This window comes from Planktothricoides sp. SR001 (genome assembly GCF_001276715.1).
In the GTDB taxonomy this organism is placed as follows: domain Bacteria; phylum Cyanobacteriota; class Cyanobacteriia; order Cyanobacteriales; family Laspinemataceae; genus Planktothricoides; species Planktothricoides raciborskii.
The window spans coordinates 14725-32284 of record NZ_LIUQ01000047.1 but is presented as its reverse complement, the minus strand read 5'-3'; the positions used below and the strand labels follow the sequence as shown (position 1 = coordinate 32284).

The following is a 17560-nucleotide window of genomic DNA, read 5'->3' as shown; positions in this document are numbered from 1 at the left end:
CATTTCTCCTTTGGTTTATGATTTAGGCAAGAATGTTTACATTCAGGGCATACATTCAGGGCATACATTCAGTGTCGAAGGGATTCAGTGTCGAAGTGAGTTGGATTATCTATCAAATAATGATTTCTAATTTTTTCCCACCTCTAATGGAATATTCAGTGCGAGATTGCTACGCAACGTGATCGCTTCGGTTGCATCCGCAACGCCGAAGCGATCACCTTCGATATCCTTTAATCTCTGATTATGCTGATATGCTGAGGAATTGGCGCGTAAGTTAAATTAACTTTATCAAAATCATAAAATATTTAAGCATACATTATATGTTACGATATGTAACAATAAATGCAGCAGATAAACAAAATCACTCTTTAGGAGGCCATAGATGGTAATGCTTGCCGAGAAGGCCCAACCCAGACTGACGATCGCCACTGAAGCGATCGCCGAGAATACCCAGACTATTCGCTGTCTGGACTGGGATCGCGATCGCTTTGACATTGAATTTGGTCTACAAAATGGCACTACTTACAACTCGTTTTTAATTCGCGGGGAAAAAACTGCCCTGGTTGATACCTCTCATGCCAAGTTCCGCGAGCAATATCTCGCCATATTGAAAGGCTTGATTGACCCCCAGGAGATTGATTATTTAATTATCAGCCACACGGAACCCGACCACAGTGGTTTGGTAAAAGACTTGCTGGAACTGGCCCCACAGATTACCGTGGTGGCGTCTAAAGTGGCGATTCAATTTTTGGAAGGCTTTATTCACAGGTCTTTTGAACGCATCCAAGTAAAAAGCGGCGATACCTTGGATTTAGGCAACGGTCACGTGATTGAATTTGTTTCCGCGCCCAACCTCCATTGGCCGGACACCATTTTGAGCTACGATCGCAAAACCCAAACCCTGTACACTTGTGATGTGTTTGGGATGCACTATTGCTCGGATCATACTTACGATGAAAACCTCAAAGCCATTGAAGCGGACTACCACTTTTACTATGAATGCTTAATGGCTCCCAATGCTCGGTCCGTACTCGGTGCCATCAAACGCATGGAAACTTTGGGTGAAATTACCACCATTTGCACTGGTCACGGGCCACTGTTGCGGCACAATTTACAAGAATTGGTGCGCCGTTACCAAACCTGGAGTGAAACCCAAACCCAAGGGGAAACCACCGTGGCGGTGTTTTACTTCTCTGACTATGGCTATAGCGATCGCCTCTCCCAAGCGATCGCCCACGGTATCACCAAAACCGGGGTGGCGGTGGAAATGCTAGATTTACGGACTGCTGATATCTACGAAGTCCGAGAATTAGCCAGTGAAGCCGCAGGTATCGTCATCGGTTCGCCACCAATTTCCGGGGTGGTTGGTGCAGACATTGCGGAAGCGGCGATCGGCACCATCAAAGCGTCGGTAAATAAAAAGCAAGTCTTTGGTTTGTTTGAATCTGGGGGTGGCAATGACCTATCAATTTATCCCCTGCAAAATGATTTTAAAGAGTTGGGATTGAAACAAATCTTTCCGAATATTCAGATCAAAGAAGTTCCCACGGAAGCCACTTATCAACAGTGTGATGAAGCGGGAACAGATATAGGCCAACAGGTGGGACTGAAGAAAGCAATCAAACAAATGAAGTCCCTCGATAGTGAGTTGGATAAAGCGTTAGGACGCATCAGCGGCGGACTTTATATTATTACCGCCAAAAAAGGCGATTTGAATAGTGCGATGTTGGCTTCTTGGGTATCTCAAGCCAGTTTTGAACCCTTGGGAATTACCATTGCTGTGGCCAAAGACCGGGCGATCGAAGCCCTGATGCAAGTAGGCGATACCTTTGTTCTCAATGTCCTCGCTGAAGATAACTATCAAGGCTTAATGAAGCACTTTTTAAAGCGGTTTGCCCCAGGGGCCGATCGCTTTGCCGGAGTGAAAACCCAACCGGCGAAAAATGGTTCTCCCATTCTTAGTGAAGCGGTGGCTTATCTCGAATGCGAAGTGGCCACACGGATGGATTTAAGCGATCACTGGATTGTCTATGCCACCGTTGACGATGGTCGGGTCAGCAACCCCGATGCTTCTCCAGCGGTTCACCACCGTAAAGTGGGCAATCATTACTAATTGCCAAAATAGAGATGCCTAGAAGAGAGAAGAGAGAAGAGAGAAGAGAGAATATCTTTCCTCTATTCTCTATTTTCTTTCCTCTCTTCTCTTTCCTATGCATCCTCTATCCTCTATCCTCTTTGATTGACATATTAGCCAATAATTCTGGTGAATTTATGACAGAAAATACCAAACCAAAAGATTTACAAATTGCCGTTATAGAACGAGAAACGAAGATTTTGCGATCGCGCACTTGGGATCGCTTAAAATTTGAAGTAGAATATAGCTTAGGCAAAGGCACCACCGCCAATAGTTATCTGATTCAAGCTGACCAAAGCGCCATCATTGACCCTCCGGGGGAATCATTCACCGAAAATTATCTGGAATCTTTGCAGTTACGGTTAGATTGGAATTCGTTGAATTATGTGATTATTCAACATTTCAATACCAATCGGGGAGCAACTTTAAAAGCTTTATTGGCCTTGTCGCCGCAAATTACTTTTGTTTGCTCCAATCCAGCGGCGATTAAACTACGAGAATATTTTGCCGAAGAAACATTAAATATTCAAGTAGTCCGAGGGGAAGATACCCTCGATTTAGGTCAAGGCCATCAATTACAATTTATTGCCAACCCCACCCCCAAATGGCCCGATAGTTTAATCACTTACGATCCCCTGACCCAAATACTATTTACCGATAAGTTTTTTGGCGCTCATATTTGCGGGGATCAAATTGCCGATGAAGGCTGGACAATTTATGACGAAGATCGGCGTTTTTATTTTGATTGTTTGCACGCCCCCCAAGCGAAACAAGTGATGGCAACGCTGGATAAAATCGCCGATTTACCGGCGATTAAACTATATGCCCCCGGTCACGGCCCATTAGTTCGCTATGGGATGACAGAATTAACCAGAAATTATCGCGAATGGTGTAGTCAACAAAAGTCACAAACGTTAAAAGTTGCCTTACTTTATGCTTCCGCTTATGGCAATACGGCCACCGTTGCCGGGGCGATCGCCAAAGGCTTAACTCGTGCGGGAATTGATGTAGATTCTATTAACTGTGAATCTGCCCAAGCATCAGAAATTCAAGCGACGATCGAACAATGCGACGGATTTATTATTGGTTCGCCCACCCTGGGAGGTCATGCCCCTACCCAAATTCAAAGTGCATTAGGAATTGTCCTGAATACGGCAGCCAAAAATAAATTAGCCGGGGTGTTTGGATCGTTTGGTTGGAGTGGGGAAGCGATCGACTTACTGGAAAGCAAACTAAAAGACGCGGGCTATCAATTTGGCTTTGACCCCATTCGCGTCAAATTTACCCCCACCGATGTTACTTTGCAAACCTGCGAGGAAGCCGCCATTGACTTTGCCCAAACCCTGAAGCGATCGCAGAAACTCCGCACCGCCAAACCCTCGGTGACTGCCGGAGGAAGCGATCGCACCGCCCAAGCTGTAGGTCGCATCGTCGGTTCCCTGTGCGTTGTTTCCGTCAAACGGGGAGATGTCACCAGCGGAATGTTAGCCTCTTGGGTTTCCCAAGCCACCTTTAATCCCCCCGGACTGACCATTGCCGTAGCCAAAGACCGGGCAATGGAATCCCTAACTCATAATGGGGATAAATTTGTTTTAAATATCTTGGCCGAAGGTCGGCAATTGCGAAAGCATTTTATGAAACGCTTTGCCCCAGGGGAAGACCGTTTTAGTGGCTTAAACACCACGGAAGCAGCAAATGGTTGTCCCATTTTGATGGACGCTCTGGCGTATTTAGAATGCGTGGTCAAAGACCGCATCGAATGTGGCGATCATTGGGTGATCTATGCGGTGGTTGAAAATGGCAAACTACTCAACGACAACGGCGTAACTGCCGTGCATTATCGCAATACTGGCAGCCATTATTAATTTGTTACTGGTTGTTGGTTATTGGTTGTTGGTTGTTGCCCCCCCTAGCCCCCCTAGCCCACCCTTCTAAGGTGGGGTTATTGGTTGTTGGTTATTGGTTGTTGGCTGACTGGTACGGGGTCAACGAGCCAATAACCACAAATAACAACTAACTAATAACCAATAACAACCATATCGGTTTTTTGCCAAAAAAATATAGCAGTTCGCGATGGTATAGTGACATACAACCCCTACAGTCGGTTTTAACCGACTAAAATTCTTTTAATATAAAACCAATTTTAAAAATTATTGCTACATTTACTAGGTTAATTTGGGCGCAAGCCGCCGCGCCCAAAGAAGTTGCATTATTAATTAGAAACGGTATAAGCTTCCTAGTCGGTTTTAACCGACTTGCTCTATGAGGCGGAGATAGAAATCCCATCCGGCTGTGGTTTATTAATCTAAAAACCGCATTCACTATTCACCATTCACTATTCACTCTCCCCTCTGCTCCGGAAGATCCGGAAGCCCCGGAAGCTCCGGAAGATCCGGAAGCCCCGGAAGCTCCGGAAGCCCCGGAGGCCCCGGAAGCTACTCTACAGTTGGGGCACAAACTGCTCTTTTTCGGGAACATTGGTGTATTCAGCCACGATTTGACGGAATTCTTCACCGTCAATGGTTTCTTTTTCCACCAATAAATCCACTAAGCGATCCATGACTACCCGGTTGTCTTTGATGATTTTGGTGGTCATGTCGTAGCAATGTTCGACAATGCTTCGCACCTGAGCATCAATGCGGGCGGCAATTTCCTCAGAGTATTCCGAACGGGTCATTAAATCCCGACCTAAGAACACTTCACCTTGTTGGGTTTCTAAAGATAAGGGGCCTAAATCTGACATCCCGAAGCGAGTCACCATTTGGCGAGCCATTCCGGTGACTTGTTGCAGGTCATTTCCGGCGCCGGTGGTGACTTCCGCATCCCCAAAGATGACTTGTTCGGCGACCCGACCGCCCAGAGCACCCATGATCCGAGCCATGAGTTGAGATTTGGAAATGAGAAACTGCTCTTCCCCAGGGGTGAACCAGGTCAGACCTTGGGCTTGTCCACGAGGAATTAAGGTGACTTTTTGTACGGGGTCGTGATCTTTGACCAGGGTGCCCACGATCGCGTGTCCAACTTCGTGATAAGCAATCAAGCGTTTGCTCTTGCTGTCCACTAGGGGAGTGCCTTCCATCCCGGCGATGACGCGATCAACGGCATCATCAATTTCCAGCATGGTAATCGCTTCTTTGCGGCGACGGGCGGTGAGAATGGCGGCTTCGTTGAGCAGGTTAGCCAGGTCAGCACCCGTAAAACCAGGAGTCCGACGAGCGATCGCCTCCAAAGAAATTTCATCGGACAATTTCTTATTCCGAGCGTGGACATCCAAGATTTCTAAGCGACCCTTAATATCTGGGGTATCCACAGTGACTTGACGGTCAAAGCGACCGGGACGCAACAAAGCCGAATCCAGCACATCTGGGCGGTTGGTAGCGGCAATAATAATAATCCCAGTATTGCCTTCAAACCCATCCATTTCCGTAAGTAACTGGTTGAGAGTTTGTTCCCGTTCATCGTTACCACCGCCAATACCGGCACCCCGTTGACGACCTACGGCGTCAATTTCATCAATAAAGATGATGCAAGGAGCATTTTCTTTGGCTTTCTTGAACAGGTCACGGACGCGAGACGCCCCAACCCCGACAAACATTTCCACAAATTCAGAACCAGAAATACTGAAGAAAGGTACGCCTGCTTCACCAGCGATCGCCTTAGCCAACAGAGTTTTCCCGGTTCCCGGCGGGCCGACTAACAGCACCCCTTTGGGAATACGCGCACCCACAGCGGTAAACCGTTCGGGCTTTTTCAGAAAAGTCACCACTTCCTGGAGTTCTTCTTTAGCTTCTTCAATTCCGGCTACATCATCAAACATCACGCCGGTTTTGGCTTCCATTTGGAACCGTGCCTTAGATTTAGCAAAGTTCATGGCTTGACCTGGGCCGCCAGGAACGCCATTGGAACGACGAAATAGGAAGAACAATCCAGCGATTAACAAAACGGGGAAAATTAAATTGCCTAAAATGCCTAAAATTGCGCCATTGTTAGACATCGGATGAATATCAAAACTAATTTCCGATTCTCGCAGACGGCTAATCAGTTCGGGCGCATTCCCCGGTAAGTCCACCCGGAAACGCTGAACTCGGTTATCCAAATCTGGATCGACCGCTTCAACAATAGCGGTGCGACCGCTGTCAAATAGATCGACGCTGGTGACTCGACCCACGTCCAGATATTCTAAAAATCGGCCATAGCTCATCCGCGCACTGGCGGTATTTTGCGTCAACTCAGCGCCAGTTGGAGCAAATGCGCTTTGCCACACAAAAAATCCAATGACTAATGCAGGTAATGCCCAAAGTAAGATGATTCTCCAGGAAGCTTTCATAAGCGATGGTCTCTATATACAAAGTAGAACAGCTAGTTTTTTTTGATCCGGTCGGGTTTTTAACCAAATTCGTAAATGAGAATTTATGTCGCCCTGACAACATGGCATTTTGGCGCGATTCGCCCCATAGAGGCGATCGTCGGGTGTAGGGACTTGCATCCGTTACAAGTTCCCGGCTAAATCTTAATATAATTTAACGTAATTCTCATACTTAGGGCAACTGCTTTGTCCTATTTTGTGCTATTTTTTTTCTCGCTTGTCATATACTCAACTGAAATCATTCCCAGAAACCGTTGCCAAACCGGGGATGATGCCCTAGGGCGATTATTTTGTCTAGATTATCCACGATATCCTGGATAATTACTGATTAATGGTCGGGGCAGGTCCGATCTATTCCCGAAAACATCTAGCCCACCGCTAATTTTTTTCATAACTATTTAATACATTTTGCCGATGATATATTCGGTGAATCGTCGCCAATGTCTGAGATGATTTAACGGTTGCTCCTCAAATTAGTCGTAATCTAGTCAAGACTTATTGATATATATCATGTAGCTAACTTGCAACTAAAAGAAAAAAATAAAAATTCTCCAAAAAACTCAGAAAGGAGAAAAATCAAGGCCGAATTCTTGAGATTATCGACCAAAGGGAGCCGGGTTGAGCAGTGGGGCGCCAGTAATTCTGATCGTATATGGATAGTATTCTTCTGAAGTGTAAGAACCGATCCAAACTTCATAAATGCCTTTTTGCCATTGACCAGCAATTCCGGGATTTTTATTCCCTTCAAAATCATCATTACACCAACTGCCACCGGGACCACGGATCACTAAAGTGGTATCTTGTGCGCTTTCTACCTGAAGACTAAGATAGTTGAAAAATGAGGTTAATTCTAAACGGTGATCCGGTTCTTCATCAATCAACCCGACACAAGGGCCGGTGATTGACTGGTCGCGACCCGCTATTCTAGCGGCAGGAATTGAACCACCACTAATCCCCCGAATGATAATCGGATCTGGAGAAAACCGAGGGCTAATGGTGATATTTTCAAAGATGCCCAGATTTCTCGGATCTTCACGGGGTTTCTTGGTGGTTTCTTGGGCTAAAGATGTTTGTGTTTGACCGGCTGGCGTGCGCCAGAAGCCATGAAAAACTAGGATTAGGGCAATTGTAATTGATAATATGGGCGCACGGGTGTGCGCCCATATTAACGATAATGGTCTATGTTTATGCATCTAGAGTGATCGTGTGCAGCATTTAACCTGACCAAATCTGCTCATAACTAAGCCAACTTAATCTAGGTAAGGCATCACCTTTAAGGGTGAAGGACGCTGCCATCAAAGCTAATCCTTTAAGGATTAGCGCGTTATTACCCTTCTTCCCCTTTTTCTTTTCTCAGAGGGGTAGATCTACCATTTTTTTGTTGAGTGTATGGATACTGGTGACATCCAGGGTTTTCACTTCAACTGGCATTCGATCTACCGGACTGTTTCCGAAAGGAATTGTTACTAGGTGACATGGTAAATTATAACCAGATTTAGCAAAATATAGCAAATAATGATGAGGATTTTGTTCACCTATTATCACCTCGCATTCAATGGTTCGTTACCATTGCGACGATTGGATCTTCAGTGACATAAGAAGTGTGAGGGGATGGTACAAATGTTTAGGCTTTTCCCCTCAAAGCCTAAACATTTAGATTTGGTTTCTATGAACCAGGGTGGATCGGGTGATGAATGATATCACCAGTGATGACACAGACCAGAACAACAACGACAATATTGACCGCCTCAAAACAATTCCGATAATTAGGAGTTGGAGGAATTTTGGCCAGCAATTTGTTCGATGAAAGCCGTTATCTGATCTGATAATTCTTGGCGGGTAGATGATTTGAGTAAGTAACGGTAAACAAACCAGAGTGAGTAGGCTATGCCAACCAGTTCCAGGGTTGGGGCTACCAGTGGAATGGTGTTAAACACATTTAGTACAGCCACCAAAACTTTGATGCTGACTAATGCGACCACAATTAAACCAATGGTAATTAATGGCTTTTGGTATTCACCAAAAAAGGTGGTGACATAACCAGGTAGATTGGATAAAACCTCGACGATGGTTTGGCCGATATGTTTGATTTGATCTTGAGATGCGGATGGTGGGGAAGCGGTGAATTCATCGATAGATGCTGATGCTTCAAAGCCAGATGATTCTACTTCTTCCTCTTTAAGTGTTTCCGGGGTAGGAGTTTCAGTCACGACTTCTTCCTCTTTAGGTGTTTCCGGGGTAGCATTTTCGGCCAATTCTGCTTCCTGTTGGTCAGAGATTTCTCCGCTAGGGCTTTCGGCCAATTCTGCTTCTTGTCTAGATATTTTGGGAGTAGGGAATGTTTCCACTACGTCTGTAACCGCTGATGGAGTGGCAGGGGTTGCTGCCTCAACCTCAGTCACCAGGTTGTCTGAGACCGAGGGTTCTGAAACTGGCTCCGTAACGGCCTCAGTCTGGGAGTTGTTTTCGGCTTCTGCCACAGAAGGATTTTCCATTACGGGGTTGGCTTCTGTTGGATCAACCTTTAAGACTGTTGCCAAGCGGGTTCGATCTAACCCTTTTTGGTGGAGTAGTCCCCAAGATTGGATCAGGTCAGGGCCGTGAACTTCCCCTGTGAGGGCAACTCGCAGCGATCGCATCACCAGTCCTTTTTTGACTTTTTGCTCTTTGGTGACGCCCTTGATAATATCTTGGGCTAAGTCATCGGTCCAAGGTTGAGCCAGATCCAGCGATCCTAGTATAGCGTTGACTGCCTCGATCGCGCCCGGTTGTTCCAGTTGTTGTTGGGCTTCTTCGTTCAGTTCAACGGACTCGACGAAGAATATCCGACTCAGTTCTACACTATCTTTTAAACGAGTCAGACTTGGGCCAATCAGGGCGGCTAGTTTTTCTAACCAGGGGCGATCGCTTACTGGATCAAAGGCATATCCAGCTTCCTGCCAGTAAGGAATTAACAAGTCGGTTAATTTCTCTGCGGGCATAGCATGGAGATATTGACTATTAATCCAATCCAACTTATCCCAGTCAAATTTAGCCCCAGCTTTATTGACTCGTTCAAAGCTAAACTTAGTGGCTGCTTCTGGCAGAGTAAAAATTTCTTGGTTATCCGGGGGCGACCATCCCAGCAAGGTCATATAATTGACCAACCCCTCAGCGGCGAAACCCATCCCCTGAAAGTCGGCGATCGATGTCACCCCATCGCGTTTTGAGAGTTTTTGACCCGATTGATTCAGAATCAGCGGGGTATGGGCAAACTGTGGCACTGTTGCCCCAAACGCTTCGTAAAGCAAAATTTGTTTGGCGGTGTTGGCAATGTGGTCTTCCCCACGAATCACATGGGTAATTTTCATATCTATGTCATCCACGACCACCGCGAAATTATATAGCGGTTGCCCGATATCACCAGCGGTGGCAGCGCGAGCAATCACCATATCGCCACCGAGGTCACTGGCTTTCCAAACTACCTGACCTCGTACTAAGTCATTCCAGCGAATGATCTGATCGTCGTCGATTTTAAAGCGAATCACAGCGGTGCGCCCTTCAGCTTCAAAATCCGCCCGTTGTTGGCGGGTCAAATTCCGGTGACGATTGTCATACCGAGGGGCTTCTCCCGCAGCCACTTGCGCCGATCGCATAAGCTCCAGTTCTTCTGGGGTGCAGTAGCATTTGTAAGCTAGACCCCGATCCAGAAGGGTTTTAATGGCATCCCGATACAATTCCAGCCGTTCTGACTGAAAGAATGGTCCTTCATCCCAGGTTAAACCCAGCCAAGTGAGTCCATCGAGAATGTTCTGGGTATATTCCGGGCGCGATCGCTCCGTATCGGTATCTTCAATCCGTAAAATAAACTGACCACCATAATGGCGGGCAAACAGCCAGTTAAATACAGCGGTTCTCGCTGTGCCGATGTGTAAATTCCCAGTAGGACTGGGAGCAATCCGAACTCTAACCGTCACTTGATTACTCTCTGAATAAGATAGACTATTTATCTTACCTTATAACGGGACTGAAGGGGTTCTAACCCTTGATATATCGTCGTTTCGGTTGATCTCTGATGCCCGTAAAAAATCTAATTGAGGGAAAAAGAGGTGAAACTATATCAAAGATTTTGATATTTTCACCTTGAAACTTTCACTCTTTAAGATTTAGATTAGAACGGGACTGACGGGGCTCGAACCCGCAACTTCCGCCGTGACAGGGCGGTGCTCTAACCAATTGAACTACAGTCCCTTGTTGAAGCCTTTAGTATCATTGCAGATGTTTTTTGGTTTGTCAACCCTTTTGCCAAAAAATTTTTTTGATTCAGTTTTTTGGGGAACGGGGAACGGGGAGCGGGGGTGCGGGGCCGCCATCGGTGTAGGGGTGCAGGGGTGTGGGGAAGCCCGCACCCCCGCACCCCTGCTCCTCTGCTCCTCTGCTACTAATCACTCAGGGCAAAAGCTAAGATTTGTGTCACCTGAAGGGGATTAAAGTTATTGTCGCTAATTAAAATCAGCGATCGCCTCCCATCGGGTAGAATTGGGCCAAAGGTCATGGCTTCTATGTTATCCAGGGGAATATTGAGCGATCGCAAATCTAATAAAAGTCGTTTTTCCGCCGGTTTAATTTGACTAATATCTACCGAACTGAGACTATCAATTGTTTGAATATCGCTGGCATTGGCTAAAGACACTTCAAAGAGTAAAATGGTATTGCCAACGCCATTAGAATAAGAACGCTCTAAACTCAGCAAATGAGTTTCATTGATCGCCAATAATTCCACTAGACCATTGGTGTGCAAACTCTCTGGGGGATTGGGCGCATCGGCGACAGGTTCGGTTACATAAAGAAATTCTTTTTCTGGCTTTCTAGTGAGCAAATTATATTGTAAGATGCGGCTAGGACTGCCTTGGTTAATATCTGCCGGTGAACCATCTTGGATTAGGGCATTTTCTGTGGCGGTAAATAACCATTGTTGATTTGGAGTAATCGTTAAACTTTCTAAGGATAAATTATTGCGGACTCCTTTGGTATTTTGGGCATATGGGATATATTTTTCGGGTATAGGTAAAGTTTTGATATGTTCCCCTTTCAGAGAAAATTCTTTGATCCAGGGGATAATTTGTCCATTGCGATTCGCGTAGCGATCCGATGAAGCGGAATCGCCCTCCGATGAAATCCATAAAGTCTGTTGATTACTTAAAGCAATTGCCTCTGGATCTAGCGTACCAGGGGCAAAGGGTTGTTGCGATTCATCTAATAAAGTATTTACGTTAATTTCTGGCAATACCCGAACGGGTGATAATTCTATTTTTAGCCCATAAAACCGAGCAGCAGCTTTTTGACTGCGATCATCAGAAATCGCATAATATTTTTGCTGATTAGCATCATAAGTAATCCCCGAAATTCCGCCTAATTCTGTATTTTCATAAATTAAACCCGTGGGCAATCTTGCTTCGCCGATAAATTCTAATCCTGACATTTCGACAATTTCTGAAATTGCTGATATTTCCCGGTCTGGAGGACTAACTTTTGGCGATGCTAATGGTTCTTGGGTGCAAGCAACTGTGGTCAGAATGAAAATAGCCCAAAAATTTTTTTGATAATTCAACTTAATTTTTCCTCCGATGGGTTATTTAGTTATTTTTTGATTGATTATTCGTTATTAATTAATTAATAAAATCAACAATATAAGAAACAATAATCAATAACAAATAACTAATTTTTGGGGGCGCAAGCGGGCGCAAGGGGGCGCTTTTCCGCCACGCCCCTACCAAAAAACAACTAAGTTAAAAATTTTACCAGCCAATCTTTAACCACATAAGTGGCTCGGCAGTCATCTTCATTATAAATCAGAATGGATTCTAAATATTCATTCTTAGTCTGTGAGGCAGGATCAGCTAGATTTTCGGTTTTAGTTTTTAACCATTGATCGTACCAAACAATACATTGAGCGCCGCTGGATGCTGGATCGCGCCATTGAAACCCTAGGGAACGAGCGATCGCTTTCAGGGAGTAACTTTCTACGGGCATCACCACATGACGGGTGACGAGGGCATGAACATCAATTAAGCGAGGGATGATGGGTCGCCAGCGGCTGGCAGGAGTGTGATATCGTTTGGCCAGATTTTTAATTTCTTGGGCTTCATAGGGACAAAAATGAAAAATCGGGGCGGTGGGATATTCCCAGACAAATTGTAAAAAATTTTCCCACATTAGTCCTTCATCAGCCGGTGTCTCCGCCAGAAAATAATGAAAGGTTTCTAGGGGTTTATTATCTGGGGTGGTTTGGGTGCGATCTACTTTTAAAACTCCATGTAAAAAGGATAAATTTAGCTCCGGTTGGGCTTCAATATCAAAATATAATTCAATCTGGGCGACGGGCAATTGTTCGGGGGTAAAAGAATTAGAGTGTTTTTCAGAGTTGGTCAGAGCGATCGCCTGATTTTGTAGGCAAGCTTGGGCTTGTAAAACAATTGCTTGAGTCACTTGTTCAACGGGATGATTCTGACAAGTTTCTTCAAAATAAGGAATCAAATCAACGGGGTTCGCTGCGGCCAAAGCTTCCCAAGTGTTAATGTTGAGTTGTTTTAAAGCATGATAACGAGTAGGGGTGACTCCGGGCAATAGAGAAAGGTGACGATTTGCTGAGGCGATCGCATAACAACTGTCATACCATTGGCAAGTTTCGCAAGGATGACGGCTGATAAAAACTTCTGGTTCGGTGGCGGTTTGCAGCATTTGCAAACAATCGAAAAAAGTTTGCTGCATCAGGTTCAGCCATTTGGTCACATCGACAAAATAATGTCCTTTCTCCCGTAAAATTAAGCCAGCATCGGGCAATAACCCTTGAATGGCCGCTAGTAACTGGGCATGAAAAGCGCCAATCATTTGATAATCGCGCTTGGGTCGTTTGCTAAACTTAATATCAATGGGTTGGTAATACCAATCTCCCAAGTCAGAAGCCCCGGTTTTTTTCATTAATAAGCTGGGAAAACTGACTAAAGTCACGCCGTCTAAGTCTCCCAGCAACCAAATCGGCATTTCCCGATGAGAAAAACTCATCGGTTCGGCAACGGAGGATAAGGCAGAAACTTCCTGGAATGGGTGGGCGTCAACTAGCAGCACGCCGTTAGCAATGCAGTCAACTCCTTGTTTCATTAGGTCTAAGGTAGCCTGGGCGCCGCTAGACCAGTCCCCCGGTTGATACAAGGGTTCTTGATAGGCCACTTGATCTAGAATGCTTTGGCGGTAAGCATAACTATCTTGATGGATTTTTTCCATCAGATCGCTTAAGGGCGACTGTTCGCTCGGATTGCCATAAAGGTTCATATATGATTTTCTTTGGCAGCGTTGATAATTAAAGAGAATTTTGTCAGTGATTAGCATGAAGTTGGGATGATGGGATTGACCCGCGATCGGATAGTAATAACACAGAGAGAATCTCTTTCCAGCATAAACGCGATCGCCTGCACCAAACAAAACTGATGGGATTGATTTTCTGGGGAGCAAAACAGGGAATAATCTGGAATGAGGGAGGATCAGATCGCTCCTGATGGTTTATTTTATAAGTTAGGCGATCGGCGTTTGAGATCGGAGAAAGAGACAAGTCAGCAAAGAAGCTGGACAAAATAAACAAAAGCATTCTCATGGTGACAAATGTCTCTAGTACCAATCAATCCAGACCATTAAATCACCAATAAAGCACGAATCTTTAATTAATGAATGATTATGTCTATGCAATTGCAACCCAAATCCCCGACGGATACTCTGATCAGTCGCTATATTAAGGCTCTAACTGTTGTGGCACTGCTTTTAATCGCTGGACAGGTCAGCATTCAATTTTCTACGAAACGTCAGTATAGTGATGCGGCGACGATCAACATTGCGGGACGGCAACGGATGCTCAGTCAACGACTGACCAAAGCCACCCTAGCCATCCAAACCAGCAAAGATCCGGCGATCGCGGGGTCTTATCTGCAAGAACTTCAAACCGTCGTGGATCTGTGGGAAACATCTCATCAAGGCTTGCAACATGGGGATGCTTCCTTGGGTTTGACGGGAAACAACAGTGCCAAAGTGAAGCAAATGTTTGCCGAAATTGCCGTTGCCCATACCACAATGCTCGATGCGGCTAAAAGCATATTGAAGCTAGGCAAAACTAACAGGAATTCTCCCGCTGAATCCCCAAATTTCTCGATTTTTCTCGCCAAAATTATCAACCATGAAGCGAATTTTCTTCAGGGAATGGATGCGATCGTGCATCAATACGAGGAAGAAGCCCAAGCCCGGGTAACTAAAATCGTTCAGATTCAATGGTTATTACTCAGCATCACCTTGTTGGTGTTGCTGTTAGAAGCTTTTTTGATTTTTTATCCAGGGGTAAGGGAGATCGACGAATATATTACAGAAATTGAAGCGGCCAAAACCGAAGCTGCTGAATTATCCGCACAATTAGAATCTCAAAATATTGAACTGGAAAGCAGTTTAGAGCAGGCATACTCCGCAACCCGAATCAAATCAGAGTTTGTGGCCAATATCAGTCACGAACTCCTGACACCGATGAATGCAGTGCTGGGGATGACCAGTTTGTTGCAAGCAACACCACTAAATTATCAGCAACAAGAGTTTGTCGCCACCATTCATCAAAGCGGTGGCATTTTATTACAAATGATTAACGATATTTTGGATTTCTCCAAACTCGAAGCCGGTCAGTTGCAGTTAGCTCATCAGTCATTTGACTTGCGCCAATGTATTGAAGAGTCCCTCGATATGGTGGCGGTGAATGCAGCCCTGAAAGGAATTGATTTGGCTTATCAAATCGAGACACCCACATCTACTCATATTTTGGGGGATTATGCTCGGTTGCGACAAATTTTAGTCAATCTTTTGGCCAATGCGGTGAAATTTACGGAACAGGGAGAAATTTTGGTTTCTGTCAGTTCGGTGGATTTGGGGCATTGGTCATTGGAAAGCAATCAAATCAACAGTGGATCAATCCCATCCCAACGTTACGAAGAAATTCAATTTTCTATTAGAGATACGGGCATTGGAATTCCCGAAGCTAAAATTAATCAACTATTTCGTTCTTTTTCCCAATTAGATAGCTCGAATGTCCGAGAATATGGAGGAATGGGTTTAGGTTTGGCGATTTGTAAGCGCTTGATCCAACGGATGAACGGAAGACTCTGGGTAGAAAGTCAATTAGGAGTGGGTTCAACGTTTAGTTTTACAATCACTTTTGGGGTTCTGGACAATCCTTCTGATTCTCTGAATCAATGGCAGCCAGCTTTGCAAGGAAAACGGCTATTGATTGTCGATCCACATCAATTCAGTCGAGAAATACTGCGCCAGCAAACCGAAAGATGGGGGATGATTGTTACAGCAGCGATCAAGGGAATTGAAGCTTTGCAATTAATTCAACAAGGACATGAGTTTGATGTGGCATTTGTGAATATGCTGATCCCACAGATTGATGGACTGTCTTTAGCCCGTTTAATTCATCAGGATAAATATTTACCGCATCTAAAAATCGTGATTATGAGTGCTATGGATTGTCCGGTGAAGTTACCGGATATCGATTGGTTTATTTGTTTGACAAAGCCGATTAAATTGACTCAAGTTTATCAAGTGATGATGGATTTGTTTGTGCCATTACCGACGATAAATCCCCCCAATAAACCACCGGACGAAAAGGCACAACCTGATAAGTTAGCTGATCGCTTACCATTGCGAATTTTGCTGGCGGAAGATAATGTGGTGAATCAAAAAGTTGCTTTGCGAATTTTACGCACTTTGGGTTATCAGGCTGATGTAGCTAAAAATGGTTTAGAGGCGATCGCGGCCTTGGAAGAAAAACCTTATGATTTGGTACTGATGGATGTACAAATGCCCAAGATGGATGGACTGGAAGCCACTCGCCAAATTTGTTATCAATGGGCAGAGGGCAATACTCATAATTATGCCACGAAAAAAAAACCTTGGATTGTTGCTATCACCGCAGGGGGAACTAATGCCGAACGCACGAAATGTTTAGAAGCAGGCATGGATGATTATTTGAAAAAGCCGATTAATATTGATTTATTACAAACAGTATTAGAGCAGTTAAGTGAGCGAGCAAATTCTACCGATTATCAGACTATCACCGCCGATATATTGGTAGCAAATCAGTCTGGTTTATCAGCGAATTCAGAAAAATTAAATTTGAATAATATTGTTAAAGATGAGTTACAAACAGAAATAAATTATGATGAAATTGCCAGCATAGATTGGACTGTGCTGGAAAATTTACGCCAAGAATTAACCTCGGAAAAAAATAATGATTTGATAGGAAAATTTATTGATTTTTTTTTAGAAGATACTCCTTCGTTAATAGCCACGATTAAACAATCGATTAAAACTGAAGATTCTGCCCTATTCAGATATGCCGTGCATACGTTGAAAGGTAGTACCAAAAATTTAGGAATTAGAAAAATGTATCATTTGTGTTTTACCCTGCAAAAATTAGGCAATGAAGGTTTTTTATTGAAAGCAGAAAAAGCATTTTCTGAGTTAGAAGCTGAATTTTATTGCGTGAAATCTATGTTTGAAGCCTATAAAGGATAATCAGGGCGATCGCCCTTGCTCTCAAACAACGAATAACGAATAACTGTCATACATATGAACCTATTCAGCGGTCAGCTATTAGCTATCAGCTTTTCAGTTTTTTGTACTTGGGCTATTGGCTGTTACCCAACATCACCAAGGAAAGAGTAAACAGTAGAGTAAATAGTGTAGAGTTATCATCGGATTGTGGACTATCCTGATTCATATATAGATAGATAGGAGATGAAATTATGGAAAATATCAAACAAGAGGCGATCGCGGTTTTAACCAAACTTGACCAAACCGCAGCATATAGCCAACTGAAAACCCCAAGTCAATAAACCGGCTTTTTTAGATAAATTTATGTTGCTTAATTTCTTTGGTGGGATAAAAAACAGGTTTATAACCCATAGGTATTTTTTTGCTTCAAAGGGTTAAAAATAAGTAAAGCAATAGTTAAATTTAATCTTTGATTAAAGAAAAGAGCAAATTTGCGT

General features: G+C 44.3%; 9 protein-coding genes, 1 tRNA gene and 1 pseudogene. 3 read left to right on the top strand and 8 right to left on the bottom strand.

Annotation, left to right across the window (positions count from 1 at the left end; all coding sequences use genetic code 11):
• Positions 1–382: 382 nt before the first annotated feature.
• On the top strand, positions 383–2113 hold the full coding sequence (locus AM228_RS22090; RefSeq protein ID WP_054469107.1) for a diflavin flavoprotein: 1731 nt from the start codon (positions 383–385) through the stop codon (positions 2111–2113).
• A 158-nt stretch (positions 2114–2271) separates the two neighbouring features.
• Positions 2272–3999, top strand: a complete 1728-nt coding sequence (locus tag AM228_RS22085; RefSeq protein ID WP_054469106.1) for a diflavin flavoprotein — start codon at positions 2272–2274, stop codon at positions 3997–3999.
• Between the two features lie 575 nt (positions 4000–4574).
• Here the strand turns inward: AM228_RS22085 and ftsH2 are convergent.
• The 8 genes and pseudogenes from ftsH2 to AM228_RS33300 form a co-directional block, all read right to left on the bottom strand.
• Positions 4575–6461 carry an ATP-dependent zinc metalloprotease FtsH2 gene (gene ftsH2, locus AM228_RS22080; RefSeq protein ID WP_054469105.1) on the bottom strand — a complete coding sequence of 629 codons (1887 nt, stop codon included), beginning with the start codon at positions 6459–6461 and terminating at the stop codon, positions 4575–4577.
• Between the two features lie 635 nt (positions 6462–7096).
• Positions 7097–7693 carry a hypothetical protein gene (locus tag AM228_RS22075; RefSeq protein ID WP_054469104.1) on the bottom strand — a complete coding sequence of 199 codons (597 nt, stop codon included), beginning with the start codon at positions 7691–7693 and terminating at the stop codon, positions 7097–7099.
• Between the two features lie 573 nt (positions 7694–8266).
• On the bottom strand, positions 8267–8995 hold the full coding sequence (locus AM228_RS36950; protein ID WP_242050066.1) for a CAAD domain-containing protein: 729 nt from the start codon (positions 8993–8995) through the stop codon (positions 8267–8269).
• Between the two features lie 30 nt (positions 8996–9025).
• Positions 9026–10456: pseudogene (gene gltX / locus AM228_RS22070) on the bottom strand (glutamate--tRNA ligase); the annotation flags it as partial.
• Between the two features lie 200 nt (positions 10457–10656).
• Positions 10657–10730: transfer RNA gene (locus tag AM228_RS22065), tRNA-Asp, on the bottom strand.
• A gap of 190 nt (positions 10731–10920) precedes the next feature.
• Positions 10921–12090: an esterase-like activity of phytase family protein gene (locus AM228_RS22060; RefSeq protein ID WP_231636906.1), complete on the bottom strand. Its 1170-nt coding sequence runs from the start codon at positions 12088–12090 to the stop codon at positions 10921–10923.
• Positions 12091–12263: 173 nt separating this feature from the next.
• Entirely contained in the window at positions 12264–13811 is a 1548-nt protein-coding gene (locus AM228_RS22055) for a TM0106 family RecB-like putative nuclease (RefSeq protein ID WP_054469102.1), read from the bottom strand.
• Between the two features lie 43 nt (positions 13812–13854).
• Positions 13855–14154: a hypothetical protein gene (locus AM228_RS33300; RefSeq protein ID WP_156331970.1), complete on the bottom strand. Its 300-nt coding sequence runs from the start codon at positions 14152–14154 to the stop codon at positions 13855–13857.
• A 56-nt stretch (positions 14155–14210) separates the two neighbouring features.
• Here AM228_RS33300 and AM228_RS22050 point away from each other — a divergent pair, with 56 nt between their 5' ends.
• Entirely contained in the window at positions 14211–17084 is a 2874-nt protein-coding gene (locus AM228_RS22050) for a response regulator (RefSeq protein WP_231636905.1), read from the top strand.
• The last annotated feature ends 476 nt before the right edge of the window (positions 17085–17560 follow it).